We start from the raw sequence: 22781 nt of genomic DNA, 5'->3' as shown, positions 1-22781 counted from the left end.
CGCCATATTGGCCAAGTGTATTCGCGCCCGTCAGGAATTGATGCGCCCGCCACTCTTCACAGCAACCGGGATTCCGCGTGACCGACCTGAGCATTGAAAAGTCGATACCCTTCTCGCCGGAAAGGGTCTTCACCTTCATTACGGCGCCTGACTGCGTGCCACTCTGGTGGGGACCGCAAGGGGTTACATTGGGCGAATATCATCTTGATTTCACCCGTCCCGGACCATGGTCCTCGGTGATGATCGAGCCGGATCTTGGCGGACATCTTGTATCGGGCGAGGTGGTGCATGTCACACCGGCAGAGAGTGTTGAACTCAGTTGGGCGTGGCATGACCGCGAAACCGGGCTGCGTGGACATGAAAGCCATGTGCGCCTGGCTGTGCGCCCCGGTCTCGGCGGCAGCACGATTTTGACCATGCACCAGACCGGTCTGGCAGATGCCGAGTCCGCACGCCTTCATCATCAGGGCTGGGCTTCGTCACTGGACCGGATCGGGCCTCTCTTTCCACTTATCTGAACCAGTTACTGACAACAGACCGGAGACAAACATGCCACATTATCTATTCGCCTATCACGGCGGCAAAACACCCGAGACACCCAAGGAAACAGAAATCGAAATCGAACGCTGGTATAGCTGGTTTGACAGTATCAGCGATGTTGTCATCGATCCGGGCAACCCGGTCGGCATGTCACGGACAGTGTCCGCGACCGGGGTGCATGACAATGGTGGTCCAAATCCCCTGTCCGGATACACAATCATCCAGACCGACAGCATCGACCGGGCGATCGAGCTGGCCAAGACCTGTCCGATCATCGGTGATGGCAGTATCGAGGTGGCGGAAATACACGAGGTGTCGATGTAGGGTCAGTGATGACTGCACGGATAATCATCTGACATAGCAGCCCCCCGACGGGGCTTTGCCTGAACCAGCTTTCAGCTTGCTCCCATTGCGCCATTGCGGGACACTGACTGTCTGGAGGTGAAGGGTATGCGGATCATGGTTGTCGGCGTTGGCGCGCTGGGGTCTTATTTTGGTGGCGCGCTGGCGGCACATGGCCAGGATGTGACCATGCTGATCCGCAATCACGCGCATCGCGACGCCATTCGTGATCGCGGCCTGATATTGCGACTGGATGGGGGTGAGACAACGGCTTCCCCCCGGATTGTCGATGCGGAAAACGCCGCCGAAGCCGGCATTGCCGACATGGTGATTGTTTTCACCAAGACCGGATCAACACATGCCGCGCTCGACGCGGCGGCACCCGTGATCGGCCCTGATACGCGACTTGTCAGCCTGCAGAACGGCCTTGGCAATGCCGATCGTCTTGCCGCGTTCGTGCCCATGACGCATGTGATCTATGGAACAACCATGGCACCAGCCGACATTGTGGCACCCGGTATCGTGGAGTCGCATGGCGCGCACCTGTCACAATTCTGTGCTGCCGGTGATGACCCGGTTACGGGTAATATGGCGACACAGCTAGCCGAGATGCTGAATGGGGCCGGTATCGAGGCCAGGGTCAATCCCGATGTGGATCGTGTGATTTGGGCAAAGGTTTCATTCAACTGTGCCATGAACAGCCTGTGTGCGCTGCTTGATCTGACACCCGGTCCGGTGCTGGACTCCGACGAATTGCGCCATCTTGCCGTGGCGACCGCGATGGAAAGCTGTGACGTGGCCGCCGCTGTGGGGGTTGAGGTTGACCGTGATGCCTTGATGAAGACGCTCGACCTTGTCCAGCGTGAGCATCGCACCCACAAGCCGTCGATGCTTGTCGACTTTCATGCGTCGCGCCGGACCGAAATCGATTCATTGAACGGGGCCGTTGTTGACCTTGGCGCGCTGCATGGTGTGGCAACGCCCCGCAACCAGACATTGCTTGCGCTCGTCCATGCGCGCGAGGCACAGTATAGTCAGGACTGAAGAACGTCAGGATTGAGGAGAATGCTGTGATGTCCGGTGCCACGCCTATTCCACTCGGAATAACCTATCCCGACACCCCAAAGGGCATGAGCGATGCCGAATGGCATGCCAGGGTCGATCTCGCCGCCGCCTACAGGCTGACGCATTTCTACGGATGGACCAGCGTCGTCTATAATCACATAACGCTGCGGATTCCCGGAACGGACACCTTCCTGATCAATCCCTTCGGGCTGACCTATGATGAAATCACCGCGTCAAACCTGACCTGTGTTGATTTGGATGGCAACAAGGTGTCGGACGACAACTGGCCGGTGAACCGCGCCGGCTATGTAATCCACGCCGCCATCCACAAGGCCCGGCCGGATGATCTGCATTGTGTGATGCATACGCATGAGCCGTTCAGCCAGTCCTTGGCGGCGCTCAATGTCGAGGTGGTGCCGATGATGCAGGAGGGCTGCCAGCTGTTTGAGCGCATCGGCTATCATGATTTCAGTGGCATTGTGCTGGATGAGGCCGAGCAGGAAGCCCTGACGGCCGCGATGGGTGACAAGAACCATACGCTGGTGCTGAAGAATCATGGTCTTCTGACCGCCGGGCCGAATGTTGCCTGGGCGTTTGTCCGGCATCAGCTGTTTATCCGCAACGCCGAGATCATGCTGCGTACGATGTCGTCAGGTGCGCAGATCAGCTATATCCCGGATGACATCATGCGACATACGCGTCAGCAATTCGAAGGTGGTGACGCGCAGGCTGGCGCTGCTGTTCGGCACCCCGAATGGCCGGCCTTCTGGCGCATGCTCGACAGGATTGATCCTGGCTGGAAACACTGATCAACGGGACTGGTTGCGCTCGAATACGGTCAATCGATCCGGCAGTTCGGCAATAACATCGCGGCCGGCATTGGCGAATGCAAAGCGAAGGAAGGCATCCTGACCGTCGCCGAAGAATGTGCCGGGGATTGTCAGCACCCCGACATCGCGCGCCAGACGCCTGGCGACATCCAGCGACGCCTGACGGCCAGCATATGGATGCCGGACATAGCCGAAATAGGCGCCTGTACTCAGCAGGGTCCAGCCATCGAGCGCGTTGATCACCTCTTCAAACACAGCTGCGCGGGCGGCGATTCTCTCGCGGTTCGACTGCCGCCAGTCGGTCAGGGCCGTCAGCATCGGCGTCACCGCAATCTGGGCGGCGCGCGGCGCACAGATCTGGATGTTGTCGATGATCTTGGCAAGCTCCAGAACGAAATCGGCCCCTGCGGTTACCGCGCCAAGCCGGTGGCCGGGCATGCAATAGGATTTTGAAAAGCTGTAAAGCTGGACCAGTGTCTGCTGCCAGTCATCCCGGCGGAACAGATCATGGGGCCGCGCGGCGTCCAGCGGCAGGAAGTCACGATAGGTTTCATCCAGAATCAGCCAGATTCCTCTTGCTCGACAAAGGTCGAAAATATCGTCAAGAAGGGCTGGCGGATAGATCGCACCACAGGGATTGTTCGGCGACACGATGGCGATTGCCCGGGTGTTTGCCGAGATGGCGGCCTCGATGTCTTCAAGACGGGGCAGCATACCGTTGTCGGCATGGCAATCCACATAGCCGATCCCGATCCCCAGCATGCCAAGCGCCGATTCATGATTGAAATAGCATGGTCGCGTCATCAGAATTTCATCGCCATGCCCGGCGACGGCCAGCACCGCTGCAACAAATGCCTGATTGCATCCTGATGTGATATGGACGGTTTCTGGCGCAACATCATGCCCATAGACCGTGCCAAGATGCGCCGTATAGGCACACCGCAGGTCCCAGTCGCCTTCAACCCGGCCATAGCGCGCCGCCTCGGTTTCCGCAGCCGCCCGTTCAAGAGCATGTATCATGTCGGGGTGCGCGGCATATCCCGGCACTGCCTGGCTCATATCAATCATCTCACCGCGACTGCCATCATAGGCGGCACGCCAGTCCTGAACCACGGATACAGGCGGCGCGGTAAGCTTTGAAACTGCAGGATTGAACATCAATCTACCCCAACATTACGCTCTGGAACCCCTAGCAGCTTAGGGGGGTTGTTGAAAGGCGCAACCCCGCCGCCAAGACGACTAGCGATTATAGGGATCGCTGATCCGGACAATATCATCCTCGCCGAAATAGCTTCCCATCTGAACCTCGATGACGATCACCGGCTCGCTGGTGTCATTGCCAAGCGCATGCGGGGTGCCAAGCGGAATGTCGATGGAGTGGCCGGCATCCAGTGTCATTGTCTCATCGCCACACCGCACGGTTGCGGTGCCGCTTACCACCACCCAATGCTCTGAGCGCTTGTGATGATATTGCAGCGACAGATGCTGGCCAGGGTCAACGGTCAGCCGTTTGACCTTGCAGACCTTGCTGTCGAGGAGATTTTCAAACATGCCCCATGGCCGGTATTCAAAGCTGTGTTCCGTGCTAGCCGGATTGCCGAGGTCAATCAGCTGGTCGATGACAGCCTTGACCTTTTCGGTATGACCCTTGCCGACAATCAGCGTCGCGTCATCATCATCCACGATGATGATGTCTTCGACACCCACCGCGGCGATTGTGCGGCCGCTGGAATGAATGAATGTATTGCTTGTCTCCACAGTGATGGTGCGGTCAGGGTCTGCGGGCTCCGGTGTCTGCGCATCGATCAGCGAAGACAGGCTGTCCCAGCTTCCGACATCATTCCAGTTGCCGGTAAACGGCAACAGCGCGATGTTGTCCTGCTGTTCCATGATGGCATAATCAACCGAGATCGAAGGTACGGACTGCAGATCCCGGGGCGGCAGGATCGTCTCGTCATGCTGCACAATCCGTGACTGCCAGCACCTGTCGGCAAGGTGGCACAGATCAGGCTGCAACGCGGCAAAACTCTCAAGACAGGTTCGGGCTGTCACCATGAAGATGCCCGAATTCCAGAAATAACGGCCCTGTTCAAGATAGGATTGTGCGGTGGCAAGGTCGGGCTTTTCAGTAAAGGAGGCGACATTCATCACTTCCTCATTGCGATCCTTCACCTCAATGTAACCATAGCCTGTCGCCGGCGTGGCGGGGGTGATTCCAAAGGTTACCCAACGTCCTGCCGTGCAGGGCGCGGTGGCACGGGCCACCATTGACGAAAAGGCATCGATATCATCAATCCAGTGATCCGACGGCATGATCAGCAGAATATCGTCCGGGTCGCATGCAAGGGCGGCAAAATAGATTGCCGGCGCGGTGTTGCGACCGGTTTCCTCCAGAATATAGTCGGCCTCTATGCCCGCTCTGTCTGCTTCGCGTCGGCATAGAAATCCGTGTTGCCGACTGGAAATGATGATCGGCCTGTGGCTGTCCGCCAGCCTTGCAACGCGGTCAAGCGTATGCCCGAAGAGGCTGCCTATTGCCGGGAAGGATATGAATTGTTTGGGAAGCGAGCGTCTGCTGGCGGGCCACAGCCGTGTGCCGGATCCCCCGGAAAGAATGACAGGTCTGATGGTCATGATAGAATACAGGTGTTCCTGGCTAGGCCGTGACAACAGCGGTGCTGGCAAAGATTCTGATAAACGATCCTGTGAAAAGCTACCATATCCTGGTCCGGTTTTAGAGAAGTTCGGATAAATAATTCAGATAAATGGGTCATGATATGGTGACGGATGTGGATCGATGGCCGCACACCCCTTTCAGAAAATCGATGAAAACGCGGGCCTTCAAGGGCAACAGACGATGGCCGGGAAACAGCAGAGACAGGCTGGATTCCTGATGAATCAGACAGTCCGCATACATCTGCACAAGCCTGCCATCGGCCAGCCCGGCCTCGCAATAGATCCGCGGTGCAAAACACAGGCCGCATCCGGTGGCTGCCATGTCCCGGACAATCAACGGGTCATTGACCTGCAGAAGCCTGGCCGGATCAAGCTTTACCTCGGCAAACCCGCCCAAGGGCACACCCACCTTGATTGTGCCCCCGGCATAGCGGGTTTCCACAACGGTGATCATGTCGCCGATCCGCTCTGCCTCGAAGGATGAAGGCAGGGTTGCTGCAACGGCCGGGCTGGCAATCCAGATCAGCGGTGTTTCGATCAGCCGCTGTTGCATCAGATCGGAGTCGGGCGCAGCGCCAACAATGACGGCAAGGTCGATCTGATCGCGCAGCAGGTCCGGTTGGGTGCTGCCAATGCGAATATCCAGCTGGATGTCGGGATATCTTTTCTGGAAGCTGGCAAGATGGGGCGCCACGATTTCCCGGCTGAACGCCATCGGCAACGCCACGATCAGTTCGCCGCGTGGCGTCTCACGCAAGCCAGCCAGCTCAGCCGTGGCGAATTCCACCTGATCCAGTATACGGCGCGCATGGCGATAGAATTGTGTGCCGTCCGGCGTCAGCCGTAACGCCCTTGTGTCGCGAAGGAACAATTGCAGGCCGACATCATCCTCCAGCCGCGTGATGATGCGGCTGACAGTTGATTTGGGGGCTCCCAGATGGCGCGCTGCGGCTGAAATGCCACCAAGATCGGCCACCGCAACAAAAGCCGGAAGATCGTCAATGTTCCATTTCATGAACGAACAGTTCAAAAATTAATTGTTTGTGCCGGAAAACATAACAGCTACTGTTGAGGCCAACAAGGGTTCAACACCCTGTGAACAGCAGGAGGGGCGTGATGATCAGCCGTGACTATGACGACATTCCGGGAACCTATGTTCTCGACAGCCGCAGTTACCGCAAGGGATATCATTTGAACATGTTCTGCATGTCTCTGAACAAGGCTGAATGCCGTGAGGAATTCGCCCGTGACGAGATGGCCTATCTGCAGAAATTTCCAATGACCGACGAGCAGCGTCAGGCGGTCCTTGACCGCGACTATATCCGCCTGCTGCAGCTCGGCGCGAATGTGTACTACACCTTCAAGATCGTGAGCCACGACAAACAGCCGCCACAGGTCATGTACGGCAAGATGTCGTCCCCACCAATGACCTTCGATGAATTCCAGGAAATGATGATCAATGGGGGCCGCCCGATTGACGGCAACCGCTCGAAAAGGGAGTCTGAAAATGGCTAGACTTATTGGTGGCATGGGAACGTCGCACGTTCCAGGTGTCGGTGCGGCACTGGATAACGGCAAGACCGCCGAGCCCTATTGGGCCGAGCTTTTCAAGGGGTTTGCGCCACTGCGCGCATGGCACGCCGAAAACACGCCGGATGTGACCATCATTGTGTTCAATGACCATGCCACGTCGATGGCGCTGAATCATTATTCCACCTTCATGCTGGGTGTCGCCGAAAGCTTCAGGCCTGCCGATGAGGGGTGGGGTCCGCGCAAGGTGCCGGATGTCGAAGGCCATCCCGAACTTGCCTGGCATCTTGTCGAAAGTCTGATACTGGATGAATTCGACATGGCGGTGACAGCAGATTTCGATGTGGATCACGGGCTGACGGTGCCGATGTCGATTGCCTATGACCAGCCCGATGTCTGGCCGACAAAGGTGATCCCGCTCTGCGTGAACGTTATTCAGCATCCTCAACCGACAGCGCTTCGCTGCTACAAGCTTGGCCAGGCCATTCGCCGTGCCATCGACAGCTATCCCGATGATATCACGGTTGGCATCTGGGGGACCGGCGGTCTGTCGCATCAGCTTGGCGGTGAGCGTGCCGGCGTCGTCAACCCGGATTTCGACAGGATGTTCCTGGACAACATGGTCAATGATCCGATGGCGAACACGCGCCTGACCCATACCGATTTCATTCGCGAGGCCGGGTCCGAGGGGATCGAGATGATCATGTGGAATGTGATGCGTGGCGCGCTGAACGAAAAGGTGCGCGAAGTGTGCAGACTGTATCATATTCCTGTCTCGGCGACCGCCTATGGTGGTATCATTCTGGAAAATGACTGAGAGTTGCCGGACGGGCCGGCGTTAGGGGTCGGCGTCACGCCGCGAGAGGACGACAGTGATGAAACATGTTGCGGTCAGGAATATTCAGCGTGCCGATCCGGTGCTTGCCACCAGCCTTGGCCAGGCGGGCGCCTCGACGGTTCATGAGGCACAGGGACGGACCGGCCTGCTCGATCCGGCCCTGCGGCCCATCTATCCGGGCGCAAGGATTGGCGGCACGGCGGTGACAATTCTGGCAGCACCCGGCGACAACTGGATGGTGCATGTGGCCATTGAACTGTGTCAGCCGGGTGATGTTCTGGTGCTGGCCACAACATCGCCAAACACAGATGGATATTTCGGCGATCTGCTGGCCACCTCGGCGCAGGCCCGCGGGGTAAAAGGGCTGATCAGCGATGCCGGTGTCCGGGATGTCGCCGACCTGCAGGAGATGGATTTCCCGGTATGGTCACGGGCAGTCTCATCAATGGGAACGGTCAAGAACACGCTCGGTGCGGTCAATGTGCCGGTCATCTGCGCTGGCCAGCTGGTGTTCCCCGGCGACGTCATCGCGGCGGATGATGATGGTGTGACGGTTGTCCCGCGCGCCAATGCCGAGGCGGTGATGGAAAAGGCGCAGGCGCGCATTGACGGCGAGGAAGCAAAGCGTCAGCGACTTGCTGCCGGTGATCTCGGTCTGGATATCTATGGAATGCGCGAACGGCTTGCCGAGGCCGGCCTTGTCTATGTCGATGATCTTGAAACGCTTGGCGATTTCAACGGCATTGATTGCCGGGGCCGCTGACCGCACTCACTTTTCGCGCTTGCACTGATACTCTGACTGGCAGCGAACCTTCGAGCCGTCGACGCGGATCACCGCATCCTTGCCGCCACTCTGGCGCGCATAGATACAATTGGTCCCACCGTCCACATATTCACGTTTCCGCAACCGGCACAGCTCGCGATGGACGCGGTTGTCTTCTTTCTGTGACTTGTAGGTGCGCCCCGCCGCGAGTGCCGGTGGCGCGGCAAGAATTGCCACGGCGGCGCCGGCCAAACGTATGAAATGACGTCGGTCAGGTCTGTTGGGCATCGATGTCATCTTCCGAGCCCGGCAAATAGGCCTTGCCCTGAACGGCACGGGCACCGAGGATTTCCACGAAATTCGGGTTCTTGGCGACGATGTCACGAAGCAGATCGTTGACCTTCGTTTCGGCCTCTTCCATTGTTTCGACGTCGAGTTCGGCAACGCCGTCGATAATCCAGTGTACTTTCACATCCATATTCAGCCTCCTTGGCCATATATCGGCACCTGACAGGCGCTAGTTCAGCTTTACATCCAGCGATTCATAAATCGTGCCAGCCTTGCGCTGAAGCTCGACTATTTTCTCTTCATCTACATTCTCGCGCGCCTCGTCGCGGGCAACCATCGCGCCCTCCAGACCCAGCGCGGTGGCAATCGAGAACCAGACATAGGCCGTTTCGTAATCGGGTTCTTCAAGCATCACCAGATGATAGGTCGCAAATTGGGGTATTGCCGCCGGGTCACCTTCATCAATCCGCGACTTGATACGGGCCGCCACCGCCTTGCGCACCTCCTCAATGATTCCCTCTGGCAGATAGTCGGTCAGCTCGTCCGAAAGCTCTTCGGCGGCTTCGATTCCGCCAAGCTGTGCCGTCCAGGACCAGGTGAGGGCGGTTGCGAAATCCTGTGGTGTGCCCTTGCCAGCCTGCATCAGCAGCGCAAGATTGTACTGCGCATCATGCTGGTTGTTTTCCGCCTGTAGCGAGAACAGCTTTACCGCATGCCGGTAATTCTTGTTCTTTACCGCCTGTACCGCTTCGTTGAACGTGGCGGTACTGGTATCGATCTGGGCCAGAACCGGTCCCGGCAGGATGGCAATCAGGGAAGATATCACACTGATGATCAGCAGGCGCCACGCTCTCGGCATCGCTGATGTCACCTTAGCGACCTGCCATCATCACAAGCTGCAGATACAGGACGCGAAGCTTGAAATTGGAGTTTGGCCGCTTTTCATACACGACGATCCGCGGCCTGTCGGTGCCGGGCTTCTGGAACTCAATGGCCATGTTTTCAGGCAGAAAAATGCCCTCGGCCTCAAGAACGGCTTGCGGGTTGCGGGCAAACATGTCGGAAAATTTCTTGTCCAGCCAGATCAGTGCCAGCGCCTTGCCGAGAATGTCAGGAAGGCGTTCGCGGACATCGTCGCGGCTGGTGAATGTCACATTCTCGGACACCAGATTATAGCGCGGAGAGGCGCGCCTGATAGCCGGAGGGCGCGTCGGATTCACCGGAACTAATGCATTACCCGACATCTCAGACCACTCCGCACACCGCCAGCTGCGGGCCCTCGTCCCGCTGAAGAAATAAATTAGATGCCTCTTATGATGCCATTTCTGACCGGAATCGCAACCTGTAACCTCGGCAAATGGCCACAGGGCGCGGTCAAAGCGGGAAAAAACATCAAAACGCAGCGAATTGGTATGGAATTTGAATAGTTATCCCGGTCAAAAGCCGACGAGGGACATCATGATTTCGACGATTCGCAACGCAATGAAGATGGCAACTACCGATATCGCCATCATTTCCAACAATATAGCGAATTCCGGATCGACCGGGTTCAAACGCAGCGACGGCAGTTTTCTTGATTCCTATGCTGAGGATATTCCCATTCCCGGGCTGAATGTCGGATATGGCGTGATTCATGAGCAGCCACGCCGCCAGGACAGCAAGCAGGGATCCCTGCAGGTAACGAACAATTCGCTGGATATCGCCGTCAGCGGTGATGGCATGTTTGTCACCAGACATCCCGAGGATAACGAAGTCACCTTTACCCGTGATGGGTCGTTCATGCTTGAAGTCGATGGCACGCTTGTCACGCTGGACAAGAAGCAGGTGGTCAATGCCAATGGCGATCCGATCGTGATTCCACCGATGCTGGTGGATGATCAGGGACGGCAGACGCTTCTTGATACCATCACGATTGCCAATGACGGATCAATCAAGCTGACTTACGGCGATGGCCGTATTTTCGAAAATGGCAAGGTGGGGCTGGCCAGATTCGCCAATCTCGGTGGCCTGCAAGCCATCGGTAGTGGTCATTTCAAGGATACTGAAAAATCAGGTCCGCCGATCATTGGCAACCCGATGACCCAGAGTTTTGGTCAGGTGATCCAGGGGCATCTCGAGGCTTCGAACACCAACATCACCGACGAGTTGACGAAACTGATGAAGTCACAACAGGCCTTCAGCGCCTCAAGCAGGCTGATGCAGTCTGCCGCCGACGTGACAAAACGGCTGATCGGCTAACATCGCGGGGCTGACAAGCGGTCCGCCTGCCGGCCTGATCATCGGGTCTGCCGGTGGCAGGCCAGCATGCCGGACATCTGTAAAATTGTGACGGTTATTTCAGCGGCAGGCTGACAGCCATGTCTTGAATGCCGATTGTCTTTTCGGCATCGATCCGCAGATCGCCCTTGATGCTGACAGCCAGCTGCGTGTCAAGATCAAGGGTCAGCGAGACGGGGCGGGGCGGTGTTGCCGCCACCCGTTCGCATATTGACGCAAACAAAGCTGTCGGGATCCCGGCAGAGCCACGCATCATCGGACGGTCGACCTCTATCACAAGGCTGCCGATCTGCGTCCCGGCGGCGGTGTCACGTTCAACGAGTGTCAGCAGGCATTGCCCGCGTGCAATCGAAACAAGGTTGCAGGACAGGTGCAGTTCAGGCGCGTGATTGACTCCCGCCTGGCGCAGTTCGGCCGTCTGAACCGCCATCACGATCTGGTCTGTCTGATGCCAGTCGCCGCCCATCGGTCGTCGTCAACCGGCAATCAGCAGGCTTTCACGACCCTGCAGGAATTCCCGCAACCGGGTCACGGCAGCCTTCTTGATCTGTGATACCCGGCCTGTCGTAACTTCCAGCACTTCGGCAATCTCATAGACATTCAACTCTTCGACATAATAGAGCTGTATGACCAGCGCCTCACGCTCAGGCAGGGTGCGAAGCGCTTCCTTGAGTTGGGCGTGAAGCTCTTCTTCATTGATATTGTCCTCCGGTGTGTTTTCAGATGACACAAACCAGATGGAAAATTCATCGTAAACGCTGTCCAGCGATTGATGGACGTTGGCCTGGAACGCCTGTTCCCATTCCTGCATTTCGGTTTCTGAAATGCCCATCTCGCTGGCCATCTCGGTCGTGGTCGGCTTGCGCCCATGTCTGGATTGCAGTTCGCGTTCGGCCCTGTTGGCCTTTTTCTGCATCTCGATGGTGGTTCGGCAGAGATTGGAATTTTTGCGCAGGAAATCGACAATTGCGCCCCGAATGCGAATTCCGGCATAGCTGGCGAAGGTTGCGCCCTCGCGCAGTGTGTAGTTCTGCGCTGCTGTCACCAGCCCGTAATAGCCAATCTGGATCAGATCCTCGATTTCCGTTGAGGCATGTACCGATCCGCGCATGTGCCACGCGATCTGGCGCACCAGCTCCATATGGCTGGTGATCAGCTCTTCAACGTCGGGTTTCTGTTCCAGATACTGGTTGCGCATGATCAGGTTCCAGCCAGGGCTGCCTCCTCATCAGCAAAGAAACGGATGCCGCCATGAAGGTTTCGCGGTGATGCAAGGACCGATTTTGAAATCTTCTGAAAGGCGATATTTTCCGGCAAGTCCGTCCCGTCAAGACCGATCGGACGCCGCTTCACAACCGCACGTCGCATCCGCTCAGACAGGGGCAGCCACCCGGAAAATGTCAGATTCACATCCAGAAAGCGTGTCGCTGTCTGGTTGAATTTTTCGAAATGCTGGCGGGCCTCTTCGGCGTTGCGGGCCATGTTCACGACGATGCAGAAATTTTTCACATTTGACTCAAGACTTGCCGCCTTGATCATCGAATAGGCATCGAGAAAGCTTGTCGGCTCGCCCACCAGAACGATCACAACATGGTCGGCGGCGGCAACAAAGGATACCGAGCTGTCCGAGGCGCCGGCAGGTGCATCGGCAATCAGGATCTCGGTCTGGTCGCGCAACTCATCGACCATGCGAATGGCTTGGTAGCGCTTTGTTTTTTCGAGATTAAGCATCTCCAGCAAACCTGTCCCACCCGAAATGAATTTCATGCCATGAGGTGCGTCACACAGCACCTCTGACATCGGTACGTCGCCATCCATCGCGTCCATGATGAACTTCTGCGGGTTGGCGCCAATCAGGATGTGTGCATTTGCCATGCCAAAATCGGCATCGAGAAGAACGGTGCGGCGTCCCTGGCGTGCCATGGCAAGCCCGAGATTCACCGAAATGCTGGTTTTGCCTACGCCGCCTTTGCCACTCGCGACCACAATCGACCTTGCCATATCAGCCGAGTCTCCCTGTTTTCTATGCTCCTGCGCCTGGCTCAGTGGTCTGCGTTTTCACGCAGATACTGCGCCAAGATCGGCGTGGTCGCAATTGCAATTCCCCCGACGATGGCTTTTGTGCCTGTCAGCAACCCGACACCCCACCCTTCAAGCGCAAGCGCCGACAATTCTGCCGGCATGGCTTCGCATTCATCAAGCTTTGTCAGGGCAATCATTGGTTTCAGACCGCCATATTGACGGCATTGATGGGAAATCATTGTCGCGCTGCTGCCTCCAGGAATGGCCTGAACCACGGTCACCTTGTGAGCGCCAAGCACCCTGACCACATCGCGCACCGCTTCCTCGGCATCTTCCGGGGTTGCGTTGATATCGACGATCATCCGATTGCTTGTTTCCTGAATCGCCACCTTCAATTCACCGATGCCACATTGCAGCGATCGCATGTTGAGCAGCCTTGCATAGGATTTGATGTCTTCATTCACACTGACACCCGGGCCGGTGGCCGCGGCAAGCGTCATCCGCTCGGAAATGCCCTGTTCTTTGAAATAGGCGGCTATCTTGGTGGCCAGCGTCGTCTTGCCGGTCCCTGAACTGCCAACAACAAGCACCAGACGCGAACCGAACAGGGAATCGACATCCGTATGCACCACTTTGCGGGCAAGCGCGTCCATAAAGGCTACGACAGCCTCATCATCGTCAAGCCCGGCCATATAATGGTGCATTGCCTGGATCGCCTGTGGTGAAAAGCCAGCCTGATGGAGGCGCACCGGCGCCGAGTGACCAAACGAGATGTCGAGCCCTTCGGGGCGCGTGATCATCATGCCTTTCAGCATCCGTTTGATGCTTTTCAATTCGGTCAGAACCTCAAGATTGTCCGCGGCTTCAATGGCCCTTCCGGCCAGATTTTCGGCGGCGCTTGTCTGTTTGGTGTCACGGTCACGGACGCGGCTGATCATCTGCTGGTCAAACAGGTCGGTAAAGGCCGAACCGCCACCAATCTCAAGATCCAACGGCGCGCGCGGTGCGGCTGGTGGCTGTACATCCGGTGTCGCCGGAGACATGGAATCCTCCGGATCGTCGGTCGCAACCATTTCGATCCGGCCGTTGCGTTTCACTGTCTCGAGGATCAAGGCATCCTCGCCAAGCCGCTCGACAATCTTGTCCATGGCCTGTGCCGTGTCGGCGGCGGTGACTGTGATGGTGGTCATGACAAACTCCCTCTTTGTCCTGTCTTGCCTCTGGATCAGCCGGCGTTGCCGGCATCACCACTGATTGTGGCAACGACTTCGATCTTCCGGCTGTCCGGAAGTTCGGTGAAGGCCAGTACGGCCATGTCTTCGATATGCTGGCGCACCAGCTGCGAGAATTGACGCCTGATGGCGGGTGATACAACCATGACGGCTTGCCGTCCCTGTGCGCTGAGTGCTTCCGAGCTTTCCGAAATCTTGCGAAGCAGCTGTTCGGCAAGATTGTTGTCCAGGATCAGCCCTTCCTCGCCACTCTGGCGGACCATGGTGATCAACATATGTTCGAGATCGGAATCCAGCGTGATCACCGGCAGTGCCTGGTTGAGCGGCGCAATCTGCTGGATCAGCAGCGGGGCCAGACCCGGGCGAAGTGCCTCGGCTGTCTCCATGGCGCTCAGATTGCGTGCGGCCAGCGGCGGCAGATTTTCAAGGATGCTCCGCAGGTCGCTGATCGGCACCCGCTCGTCAAGCAGCACCCGCAGGATGGCCGTCAGATTATGCAGCGGCACCAGCTTTGGCACCACCGATTCAACAAGATGCGGTGCCGACTGGGCCAGATTGTCCAGCAGCCCCTGAACATCATCCTGGCCGACAAGCTGGCTGGCATATTTCTGCAGCACCTGTGACAGATGTGTCGCCATGACGGATTCGGCATGTACGACCACATAGCCCCGTGCTTCGGCCTCCGGTTGCGCCTGGGTCGGAATCCAGATGGCATCCATTCCGAATGACGGGTCCTTGACCTCGATGCCGTCGAGCTTGACCTGGGCGTTGTCCCCGGGGATTGCCAGTTTGCGATCAGGATAGATTTTGTCTTCGCCGACAATGGTGGCACCGATCCGGATGCGATAGCCATTGGCATCAAGCGTCAGATCATCGCGGATCCGCACTGGCGGGATCACAAAGCCAAGTTCGCGCGATACCTGCCGGCGAATGCCGGTGATGCGGCTTGTCAGTGCGCCGCTTCCATCTTCCTCGACAAGATCGATCAGCCCGTAGCCAAGCTGGACCGAGATCGGCGCGTTGTCGGCAATCTCGTCAAGATTGATCTGGTCAGGGCGTGCGTCTTCTTCCTCGGCCTGCGCGCTGTCCGGTGCTGGTCCCGCGGCTGCCAGCTTCTCGCGCATGTAGGACCAGTATCCGGCCCCGGCCGCGACAAGCGCCGCGGCAAGAAACATGATATTCGGCATGCCGGGAACAAACCCGATCAGCATCAGAACGCCGGCCACGGGGATCCAGGCGCGTGACAGGCTGACCTGCTTGCCGATATTTTCAGCCATATCATGCGTTGCCGACACACGGGTGACGATGATGGCAGTGGAAATGGCCAGAAGAAGCGACGGGATCTGGGCGACCAGACCATCGCCAATCGACAGCAGAACATAGTTTTCAGCCGCCACATCGACTGGCAGATCATGTTGCGACAGACCAATGATCAGGCCACCGACAATGTTGATTACCAGGATCAGGATCGACGCTACCGCATCGCCCTTGACGAATTTCGAGGCACCGTCCATCGCGCCATAGAAATCGGCCTCCTCGGCAATTTCCTCGCGTCGGCGCTTTGCCTCTTCATTGGTCAGAATTCCGGCATTCAGATCGGCATCAATCGCCATCTGCTTGCCCGGCATGGCGTCCAGAGTGAAGCGGGCGGACACCTCGGATACCCTGCCGGCACCGCGTGTCACGACCACCAGATTGATGATGATCAGAATGATGAAGACAAAAATACCGACAGCGTAATTGCCGGAAATGACAAACTCGCCAAACGCCTCGATGACCTTGCCGGCCGCATCGGGACCATTATGTCCCTCGCTGAGTACCACCCGGGTCGAGGCCACATTCAGGCCAAGTCGCAGCACGGTGGCGATCAGCAGCAGGCTGGGGAACGATGAAAAATCCAGTGGGCGCTGGGTGTGCATCGCCACCATCAGGATCAACAGCGAGACAAGAATGTTGGACACAAAGAAGGTATCAAGAAGGAATACCGGAAGTGGCAGCACCATCATCGCGACAAGCGCCAGGATGCCGATTGGCAGCACCGCACCACTTGCCACATTCTTCCAATTGTCCAATCCCAGTCGCTGAAGTGTCATTTCCATGACGCGTTACCCCTGCCGTCCTGTGTCGAGCCCATGACGGGTGTCAAAATTCCAGCGCCGGCTGGCGGCTGCGCCCGCATCGCGTAACACCTTTGTAATCTCAAGCTCAAACATCTGTTTTTATTGGCCTTTGTAAAACTGTCTGTCTTCGGGTTCCGGCTGGGGCCAGCCCATGACGCCACCGCGCCTTTTTATTCGCGAAGGAAGTAAGGCAAGTTCCATGCCAATCGAAAAAAACCGCGCAAAAGCAGGGGTTTTAAGCGAAATAACGCTGTCTTCAGGATCAACAATCCCGCAATGGCATGAAATCTGCATCTCGGGGCACACAATCATCTGCCCAGGCGATGCGCCGGGCAAAACAGGTCGAAAGGATGATACGGGCCATGTCACGAGTAGTATTTGCATCACTGCCACACCGTAAGCTGACCGCTGCCGCATTGTGCGTCGCGGCGCTGGCTTTCGCTGGCTGCGAGACAATTGGCGGCACACGCAAGGCGGATGCCGGGGTAAAAGCCAATATGTCGGCTGCCGATCAGCTTGCCGCTGTTCAGGAGGTGTTCGACGCCAACGCCGAGCAGGTGCCAACCCTGACCGCTGTTGGCTATGCGGTTGTGTCGTCCCAGCCGGGACGTACCGATGCCCAGAAACGGTTGATGGCGATCCGCTCGGCCCGCATGGCCGCGATGCGCGATCTTGCCGAGCAGATCCACGGTCTGCAGGTTGATTCATCGACCACAGTCATCGATCTGATGGTTCAGAACGACACCTTCCGCGGTGTTGTGTCGGGCACCATTCGCGGCGCCCGCACGGTTCGGATCAACCCGACCGGGTCAGACACCTATGAAATCGTTCTCGAAATCGATCGGGAAATGATTGGCCACCTGATCAGCACCGCGCGCGGCATCGCCTGAACGGGTTGCAGCGGCCTGACGGAGAATTGTCGTGATACTGGATCTCTATGAACGGCTTGAACAGCGGCATTGGCTTGACCTGGCCAAAGTGCCGCTGCTTGCGCTACTGGCGTGCCTGTTCTTTGTTCTTGGTGCCTCGACAGGTCAGGCTGCCGCCTTTCGGTTTACCGAGACAACCGGTCGGGCCGTGATCCTTGATTCCGCGATGGAGCAGGAAGCCCGCATGCTGGCGCTTGAAGACGCGCTCTATCTTGCCGCGCTCGAGGGAGGGGCCAGCGTCAACGGGTTTTCCGCCGTGATGGCGGACACCACGCTTGAGGATCATTTCGTGATCCGCCCTGCAAGTCGCATTCTTGACTATACAATCACCAATGAGGTGATTGACGGTCAGCATTACGAGGTCAGCATCCGTGCCGCCGTCGGCAATCTGCCACGCGGCACCTGCCTGCATCGGCGGTCAGTCAATATGACCATCTTCAAACCGCGCATCACGCTTGCCGAGAATATTCCGGCTCCAGCAGGCCCCATGGCCGTTGATGTGATGAATACTGTCATCACAGCCATCGAACACAATTCCGGTGTCAGCGCCAACCGCGCCACCGATGTGACGCTAGACCCGGCCCGCCTGTCACGGATCAACGACACCTATGATTACACCGCCCTGACGAAGGGTGTTGTGCGGGTTCTGCAGGGTGATTTCGCCGTTATTCCGGAAATAATCCTGACAGGCCGGCGTGCCGGCAATGCGTTGATGCGGCGTGATGAAATGACGATGCTGATCCGGGTTCATGTGCTTGCCGGAGAGAGTTACGCGCCAATCGACAGGTTCGAGGTGACCCATACCGTCACCACAAAACAGCGGTCGATTTCCGAGATGTTCAATGTGGTTGGCCAGCCGCGTCGGCCAGCCATTCTTGCCGCGCTGACGGCCCCGGTCGCGGGTCTTGTCGATGGTATGGTTGCCGATCTGCAATGCCGCCCTTTGACGGCGACGCTGGCGCTTCGCGACGGCAGGTTGACCGTACCGGTTGGCAGTCATCATGGGATGCGCCAGAATGCCCTTGCGGTGGCCAGCGGCACCGATACGCCCTGGCAGATCATGCGTGTTACCGGTGTCGATGTGATGTCGTCGACCCTGACGCCGTTGAATGACAGGCGTGATCTGGCGGCGCTTGCCGGGCGCACTGTCGAATTCATGGAGGAAGTAAAATGAACACGCTTCTCAAAGGGGTTGTCGGGCTGGGCCTGATGATGGCACCGCTTGCGGCTGTCGCACAGTCACAGCCGATCGTTGTCCTTGAATATCCGACCTATGGTGGCGCCTCGGCGGCGTCCGGACTGAACCCTGACAACATCTTTGTCAGTGATCCCAACCATACGGCCAGCCACCGGGTGATGCCCGACGAAACGCTGTCTCACATCATCACCGAACATTATGCTGGCAGCGGCCTGGATTTGTCCGTGGTGCAGATGGCGATTGTCAAGAAGAACCGGTCGGCCTTTGTTCGGGGTAATCCGAATTTTCTGTATGCTGACAAGCTGTTGCACCTTCCCTCCCTGAACGAGATGAAGGATCTGGTGCTTGGCGGCAAGCCTCAGGATACCACGTCCGGATCCGGTGGGTCGAACCGCGACCAGATCTTCTTTATCGGAGGATAGACAGATGTCGAGGCGCTCTCTATTCCAGGCATCGATGGCGGGGTTTGCCGGCATTCTGGCCGGGCAGGCTGCGCTGGCAGACCAGCCTGTGTCGGGCGTTGAAGTGGCACGCTTGATCACCGACAAGCTGGCGGAGGTTTATCTCGAAGGTGATCCGGCGCTGTCCCCGACCCGAAAATTCCCGTCCTGTAAGGGCAAGATAGCCATTGATCCACTGTTTGGCGGCTGGAACACCGTTGCTGTCCGCTGCGATGTCGAAGATGGCTGGCAGTTTGCGATCCGGACCAATCTGACAACGACGCCGGCACCGGTGCCAATTGCCGAATTCACCCCACGCCGGCAGACCGACGGACCCATTTCGTCGCTGACAGGAACCCGGGTGTCCCCGCAATCCGCCATCCAGGCCGGTATGGCTGATGAATACGATGTCGTCATGTTGACCCGCAGCATGGCACGCGGAGATGTGATCACACCCGATGATGTCACCTTGTTTCCGGTGCCGGCGCGCAATGTCAGCGGTGTGTTCTTTGCCGCTGCGGACGTGATTGGCAGACGCATGAAAACACCACTTTCAGCGCGACGCCCCCTGCAGACACGCCATCTTATGCCCGCCTTCATGATTGAAGAAGAGAGCGAGGTGCTGATTTCCAGTGGCGCTGGTGGAATTAGCGTCGATATGGTAGGCTATGCGCTTGAAAATGGACAATTTGGCGACTGGATCAAGGTCCAGAACGCTAGCAGCGGCAAGACTGTGATGGCCAAGGTCATCGATGAAAAAAAAGTCGTGGTGATTGCTAAAAATAGCTGACGCTGCGTCGTTACCCTTCCTGAGGAGGCCAATGAAATGGTTGACGCCATTAAAACCACAGTCAATAGGATGGAGCTGACCAAGGGTCGGGCTGCAGACGGACGTCCTTCGGGCGCCGGCGCCGCACCGACACCGGTAGCGCCAGCTGGAGAAACCGTTAAGGTTAGCGGTGCTGCGTCCTCGAAAGCCGTAGCACAGCTCGCTGAGGCACCACCTGTCAACACCGAGGCCGTTCGTCGGATCAAGGATGCGATCTCTCGTGGAGAGTATCCGATCAATGTCGATCGCATTTCGGAAGCGTTGATGGATGCGTACAGGGAAATGAAAGCCTGAGCCAGCGGCAGCCGTCGCAATGACTGTGAACGAAAAGCTTGTGGAATTTGAGGGCACGCTCAATCAATTGATTGAGCGTGCGCTGTCGCGTGTCAGCAATGCTGACGAGTTTCTTGCCGCAAATACCGAAATCGAACAGCTTATGTCTGCACGCTGGCCCGAGCTTGTGACCGATCTCAAGGCCGCCGGCCCGTCAACCGAAGAGCTGGCGGTGATCCAACGTCTGTCGACGGCGCTTGCCAGGCTTGAAACTCGGGCCAGGGCGAGGCTTGTTTGGACGGACGAATTCGACGAATATATGAAAGAGGCGCTGTCTCGGGTGCCTTGATGAGGCAAGGCTCGATGAGGCAGACGACAGCCGCGCCGTCATCCGGTGTGGCGTCGCGCCCGGAATAGTCATCTTGGGGCGTTAATCCTGGGGCGAGGATAAGGAGATCATGATGGTCGAATCAAACCAGCTTTTGACGCCGGGGAACATCCTGATCATCCTGCTGCTGGTGATCACACTTGGTATGTGGCTGCAGCTCGTGTTGCTTCGTAACAGGCTGTCATCACGCCTGACCCGCCTTGAAGAGCAAATTCACGAACATGACCAGCTTCTCGACCTTCAGGCAAAGGCCACTCGTGATATGACGCAAGCCAGCGAACAGCTGGTTGTCGCCACGAATGAAAGCAAAGCGGCGCTGGAATCCCTGCGCCGGGATGTTGTGCGCCTTGCAGACGATGTCCGTGGCGAGGTTGGCATGAGCCGCGCCATCGAACTGGCCAGGGCAGGGGCGACAAAGGAAGCGGTTGCCGATGCCACCGGCCTGTCGCTTGAAGAGGCAGAGGCAATCGTCACCTTTCATGGTCGTGGCAAGGCCTGACATCACGCCAGACATCACACCTGACATAACGCTTGACGTGATCCCGGTCCATGACATTTGTGTGGGTCAGATGATCTGTGTCCCCGTCAGGGGAATTCCTACATCCGAAATTCCGATTTGCTGCAGCTGATATTCAGATAGCGCGACCCGCGCGTCAGCCGCACTGTCCCGCTTTTCCGGTCAACACGCAGGACCAGCTGTTCGTTTGTCAGCGTGAAATTGCTGTCACTGCTTTCCGTCAGCAGCATCTTCCTGGCACCATCGGTAAAGCTGACAGCCACTTCAGTGCCGACCTCCATGTCCCGAATATCGATTTCAACAAGCCCATGCTGGTTGAAATTGCATTCATAGCGCTCCTGCTTGAACCGGGACAGGTCATCACATCCTGCAGTCACCAAACCGGCAAGCGCGATGGCAGCGCATGTCAGCCTTGCCGGTTTTGGTTTATTTTTCATCCTTTGGCCCTTCGTCTTCCGGTGCCGGCTCCTGATCGTCGCCGGCCTCGGCCTTTGCGGCCTTTTCCGCATTCTGCTGGGCTTCAAACCATCCGCCAGGCTTGCCTGAATCATCGGTGTCATCGGCATCCGGGTCTGCCGACGGCGCCGTCATGGCACCTGCGGCGGCTTCGAGTTCTGCCGCAACCGCCGCGGCTTCATCGTCAGCTGCCGGATCGGCACCGTCACCGGTATCATCAGATGTCTGGGCGGCGTCTTCGGCACTGTCATCGCCCGAGCCAAGCGCTGCAAGCGCGGCCGTGACTTCGGCGGCGCTTGGTGTCTCGATAACCGTATCCTGTGCGGCTTCATCTTGTGGCTCGGCTGCGGTATCTGCCTCTGTGGCATTTGCTTCTTCGCCCTCCATCGTGGCCGCGGCGTCTTCTGCCGGGGCTTCTTCTGCCGGTGTGTCTTCTGCCGGCGTGTCAGTCGAAGCGGCATCTGCCTCTTCAGTGCGGGTGTCGTCCTCTGCGCCCGGTTCTGTAACAGCCTCGTCAACAGCAGTCTCGGCATTTTCAAGCTCGGTCTGCATGGCCGATGCATCACTACCGTCATCGCCCGCCGCTTCGCCAGCTGTATCCGGGGCGGCATCCGGGGCGGCATCACCAGGCGGCTGTTCATCCACCAGCTCGGCATTGCCACTATCAATGAGGCGCTGCGCGTCGGATGATTTGACATCAATAATGACCGTTTTCGGGAACCGGACCCCATTGACCTCACAATCATCAAGGATGCGCAACCGTGTCCATTCGCTTGTTGTATCGCCGCCGGCCTCTGTGTCTTCCTGAACCGGTGCTTCGGTATCTTTTGGTGCCGGGGATGCGGTGGAAACGACTCGCTGCTGGTCGGTTTCGGCGAGGGCGGCAATGCGCTGCCTTAATATAAAGACCCGCCCTGCCAGAATGCCAAGCCGCTTTTGTTCATCCTGCTCGTTTGCGAGCAGCATCTTGAGCGACTCATTCATCTCCTTGAGTGGCTGATCCTTGAACTTCTCTATGACCTTGTCACGCACGGCGATGGTCACCGGTGACAGTTCTGTAGGTGAACCTGGGCCGCCGCTGTTGCTTATGGTGGATGCAACCATTTTTTCATCCTCTGCCGTTGAGTTGGCATCGTTATTGCAAAATACGGGCCAGCAAGTCGTCAAGCGGTGATTAAATTATTTACCAGATTTGATCCCGCAGACTGTCGGCGTAAACAAAGTTTCG

The 22781-nt window shown here is 57.6% G+C and carries 29 protein-coding genes; 15 read left to right on the top strand and 14 right to left on the bottom strand.

All coding sequences use genetic code 11. The features are described 5' to 3' along the window. Positions 1-77: 77 nt before the first annotated feature. The 4 genes from AB3X55_09265 to AB3X55_09250 all read left to right on the top strand — a co-directional run bounded on the left by AB3X55_09265 (position 78) and on the right by AB3X55_09250 (position 2756). Positions 78-518 carry an SRPBCC domain-containing protein gene (locus AB3X55_09265; protein ID MEX0503771.1) on the top strand — a complete coding sequence of 147 codons (441 nt, stop codon included), beginning with the start codon at positions 78-80 and terminating at the stop codon, positions 516-518. A 31-nt stretch (positions 519-549) separates the two neighbouring features. Then, positions 550-864: a hypothetical protein gene (locus AB3X55_09260; protein MEX0503770.1), complete on the top strand. Its 315-nt coding sequence runs from the start codon at positions 550-552 to the stop codon at positions 862-864. A gap of 126 nt (positions 865-990) precedes the next feature. Continuing rightward, positions 991-1926, top strand: coding sequence for a ketopantoate reductase family protein (locus AB3X55_09255; GenBank protein MEX0503769.1), 936 nt, complete (start codon positions 991-993; stop codon positions 1924-1926). Between the two features lie 29 nt (positions 1927-1955). After that, positions 1956-2756 (top strand): class II aldolase/adducin family protein, encoded by an 801-nt coding sequence (locus tag AB3X55_09250; protein MEX0503768.1) that lies wholly within the window; start codon positions 1956-1958, stop codon positions 2754-2756. Here the strand turns inward: AB3X55_09250 and AB3X55_09245 are convergent, their stop codons facing one another. From AB3X55_09245 to AB3X55_09235, 3 genes are all read right to left on the bottom strand, one after another. After that, a complete protein-coding gene (locus tag AB3X55_09245) occupies positions 2757-3935 on the bottom strand; it encodes an aminotransferase (protein MEX0503767.1) in 1179 nt (392 codons plus the stop codon). An 81-nt stretch (positions 3936-4016) separates the two neighbouring features. Beyond that, a complete protein-coding gene (locus tag AB3X55_09240; protein ID MEX0503766.1) occupies positions 4017-5411 on the bottom strand; it encodes a mannose-1-phosphate guanylyltransferase/mannose-6-phosphate isomerase in 1395 nt (464 codons plus the stop codon). Between the two features lie 136 nt (positions 5412-5547). After that, positions 5548-6468 carry a LysR family transcriptional regulator gene (locus tag AB3X55_09235; protein MEX0503765.1) on the bottom strand — a complete coding sequence of 307 codons (921 nt, stop codon included), beginning with the start codon at positions 6466-6468 and terminating at the stop codon, positions 5548-5550. 101 nt (positions 6469-6569) lie between these two features. On the opposite strand from AB3X55_09235, the gene ligA reads away from it, so the two are divergent. Genes ligA through AB3X55_09220 form a run of 3 tightly spaced genes read left to right on the top strand, consistent with a single transcriptional unit; the run spans position 6570 to position 8584 of the window. Next, on the top strand, positions 6570-6968 hold the full coding sequence (gene ligA, locus AB3X55_09230; GenBank protein ID MEX0503764.1) for a protocatechuate 4,5-dioxygenase subunit alpha: 399 nt from the start codon (positions 6570-6572) through the stop codon (positions 6966-6968). Beyond that, the gene (locus AB3X55_09225) at positions 6961-7800 is read left to right on the top strand and encodes a class III extradiol dioxygenase subunit beta (protein MEX0503763.1); all 840 of its coding nucleotides are present in this window, start codon (positions 6961-6963) and stop codon (positions 7798-7800) included. Before ligA ends, AB3X55_09225 begins: the two co-directional genes overlap by 8 nt. Before the next feature lie 58 nt (positions 7801-7858). Next, complete coding sequence (locus AB3X55_09220) at positions 7859-8584, top strand: 4-carboxy-4-hydroxy-2-oxoadipate aldolase/oxaloacetate decarboxylase (protein MEX0503762.1); 726 nt, start codon at positions 7859-7861, stop codon at positions 8582-8584. Positions 8585-8590: 6 nt separating this feature from the next. Here AB3X55_09220 and AB3X55_09215 read toward each other — a convergent pair whose 3' ends face one another. From AB3X55_09215 to AB3X55_09200, 4 genes are read right to left on the bottom strand one after another with little or no spacing between them, the layout of a single operon-like run. Next, entirely contained in the window at positions 8591-8872 is a 282-nt protein-coding gene (locus tag AB3X55_09215; protein ID MEX0503761.1) for a hypothetical protein, read from the bottom strand. Next, positions 8856-9062 (bottom strand): translation initiation factor IF-2, encoded by a 207-nt coding sequence (locus AB3X55_09210; GenBank protein ID MEX0503760.1) that lies wholly within the window; start codon positions 9060-9062, stop codon positions 8856-8858. Before AB3X55_09210 ends, AB3X55_09215 begins: the two co-directional genes overlap by 17 nt. Before the next feature lie 39 nt (positions 9063-9101). Beyond that, the gene (locus tag AB3X55_09205) at positions 9102-9731 is read right to left on the bottom strand and encodes a tetratricopeptide repeat protein (GenBank protein ID MEX0503759.1); all 630 of its coding nucleotides are present in this window, start codon (positions 9729-9731) and stop codon (positions 9102-9104) included. Positions 9732-9744: 13 nt separating this feature from the next. Continuing rightward, on the bottom strand, positions 9745-10116 hold the full coding sequence (locus tag AB3X55_09200) for a hypothetical protein (protein ID MEX0503758.1): 372 nt from the start codon (positions 10114-10116) through the stop codon (positions 9745-9747). A 214-nt stretch (positions 10117-10330) separates the two neighbouring features. On the opposite strand from AB3X55_09200, the gene AB3X55_09195 reads away from it, so the two are divergent. Then, entirely contained in the window at positions 10331-11110 is a 780-nt protein-coding gene (locus AB3X55_09195; GenBank protein ID MEX0503757.1) for a flagellar hook-basal body protein, read from the top strand. 94 nt (positions 11111-11204) lie between these two features. On the opposite strand, the gene AB3X55_09190 is transcribed toward AB3X55_09195, so the two are convergent. Genes AB3X55_09190 through flhA form a run of 5 tightly spaced genes read right to left on the bottom strand, consistent with a single transcriptional unit; the run spans position 11205 to position 16496 of the window. Further along, positions 11205-11615, bottom strand: a complete 411-nt coding sequence (locus AB3X55_09190; protein ID MEX0503756.1) for a hypothetical protein — start codon at positions 11613-11615, stop codon at positions 11205-11207. A 9-nt stretch (positions 11616-11624) separates the two neighbouring features. Beyond that, positions 11625-12347 (bottom strand): sigma-70 family RNA polymerase sigma factor, encoded by a 723-nt coding sequence (locus AB3X55_09185; GenBank protein ID MEX0503755.1) that lies wholly within the window; start codon positions 12345-12347, stop codon positions 11625-11627. Between the two features lie 2 nt (positions 12348-12349). Continuing rightward, positions 12350-13150 (bottom strand): P-loop NTPase, encoded by an 801-nt coding sequence (locus AB3X55_09180; GenBank protein ID MEX0503754.1) that lies wholly within the window; start codon positions 13148-13150, stop codon positions 12350-12352. A gap of 41 nt (positions 13151-13191) precedes the next feature. After that, entirely contained in the window at positions 13192-14361 is a 1170-nt protein-coding gene (locus tag AB3X55_09175) for a hypothetical protein (GenBank protein ID MEX0503753.1), read from the bottom strand. Between the two features lie 35 nt (positions 14362-14396). Continuing rightward, complete coding sequence (flhA, locus tag AB3X55_09170; GenBank protein ID MEX0503752.1) at positions 14397-16496, bottom strand: flagellar biosynthesis protein FlhA; 2100 nt, start codon at positions 16494-16496, stop codon at positions 14397-14399. Positions 16497-16885: 389 nt separating this feature from the next. Between flhA and AB3X55_09165 the strand changes: the two genes are divergently transcribed. The 7 genes from AB3X55_09165 to AB3X55_09135 all read left to right on the top strand — a co-directional run bounded on the left by AB3X55_09165 (position 16886) and on the right by AB3X55_09135 (position 21079). Further along, positions 16886-17413: an LPP20 family lipoprotein gene (locus AB3X55_09165; protein MEX0503751.1), complete on the top strand. Its 528-nt coding sequence runs from the start codon at positions 16886-16888 to the stop codon at positions 17411-17413. A 31-nt stretch (positions 17414-17444) separates the two neighbouring features. Beyond that, positions 17445-18626, top strand: a complete 1182-nt coding sequence (locus tag AB3X55_09160) for a flagellar assembly protein T N-terminal domain-containing protein (GenBank protein MEX0503750.1) — start codon at positions 17445-17447, stop codon at positions 18624-18626. Further along, positions 18623-19072 carry a FimV family protein gene (locus AB3X55_09155; GenBank protein ID MEX0503749.1) on the top strand — a complete coding sequence of 150 codons (450 nt, stop codon included), beginning with the start codon at positions 18623-18625 and terminating at the stop codon, positions 19070-19072. Before AB3X55_09160 ends, AB3X55_09155 begins: the two co-directional genes overlap by 4 nt. Positions 19073-19076: 4 nt before the next feature. After that, entirely contained in the window at positions 19077-19880 is an 804-nt protein-coding gene (gene flgA, locus AB3X55_09150; protein ID MEX0503748.1) for a flagellar basal body P-ring formation chaperone FlgA, read from the top strand. Positions 19881-19916: 36 nt separating this feature from the next. Beyond that, on the top strand, positions 19917-20213 hold the full coding sequence (gene flgM, locus AB3X55_09145) for a flagellar biosynthesis anti-sigma factor FlgM (protein ID MEX0503747.1): 297 nt from the start codon (positions 19917-19919) through the stop codon (positions 20211-20213). 19 nt (positions 20214-20232) lie between these two features. Then, positions 20233-20541 (top strand): hypothetical protein, encoded by a 309-nt coding sequence (locus tag AB3X55_09140; GenBank protein MEX0503746.1) that lies wholly within the window; start codon positions 20233-20235, stop codon positions 20539-20541. 109 nt (positions 20542-20650) lie between these two features. Then, positions 20651-21079 (top strand): hypothetical protein, encoded by a 429-nt coding sequence (locus AB3X55_09135; GenBank protein MEX0503745.1) that lies wholly within the window; start codon positions 20651-20653, stop codon positions 21077-21079. A 98-nt stretch (positions 21080-21177) separates the two neighbouring features. Here AB3X55_09135 and AB3X55_09130 read toward each other — a convergent pair whose 3' ends face one another. Beyond that, the gene (locus AB3X55_09130; protein ID MEX0503744.1) at positions 21178-21534 is read right to left on the bottom strand and encodes a hypothetical protein; all 357 of its coding nucleotides are present in this window, start codon (positions 21532-21534) and stop codon (positions 21178-21180) included. Further along, positions 21524-22657 carry a hypothetical protein gene (locus AB3X55_09125; protein MEX0503743.1) on the bottom strand — a complete coding sequence of 378 codons (1134 nt, stop codon included), beginning with the start codon at positions 22655-22657 and terminating at the stop codon, positions 21524-21526. The genes AB3X55_09130 and AB3X55_09125 overlap by 11 nt, the downstream gene beginning before the upstream one ends. Between the last annotated feature and the right edge of the window lie 124 nt (positions 22658-22781).

This window comes from Alphaproteobacteria bacterium LSUCC0719 (genome assembly GCA_040839025.1).
Lineage (GTDB): Bacteria > Pseudomonadota > Alphaproteobacteria > Puniceispirillales > Puniceispirillaceae > UBA8309.
This window is presented reverse-complemented; position numbering and strand designations above follow the sequence as displayed.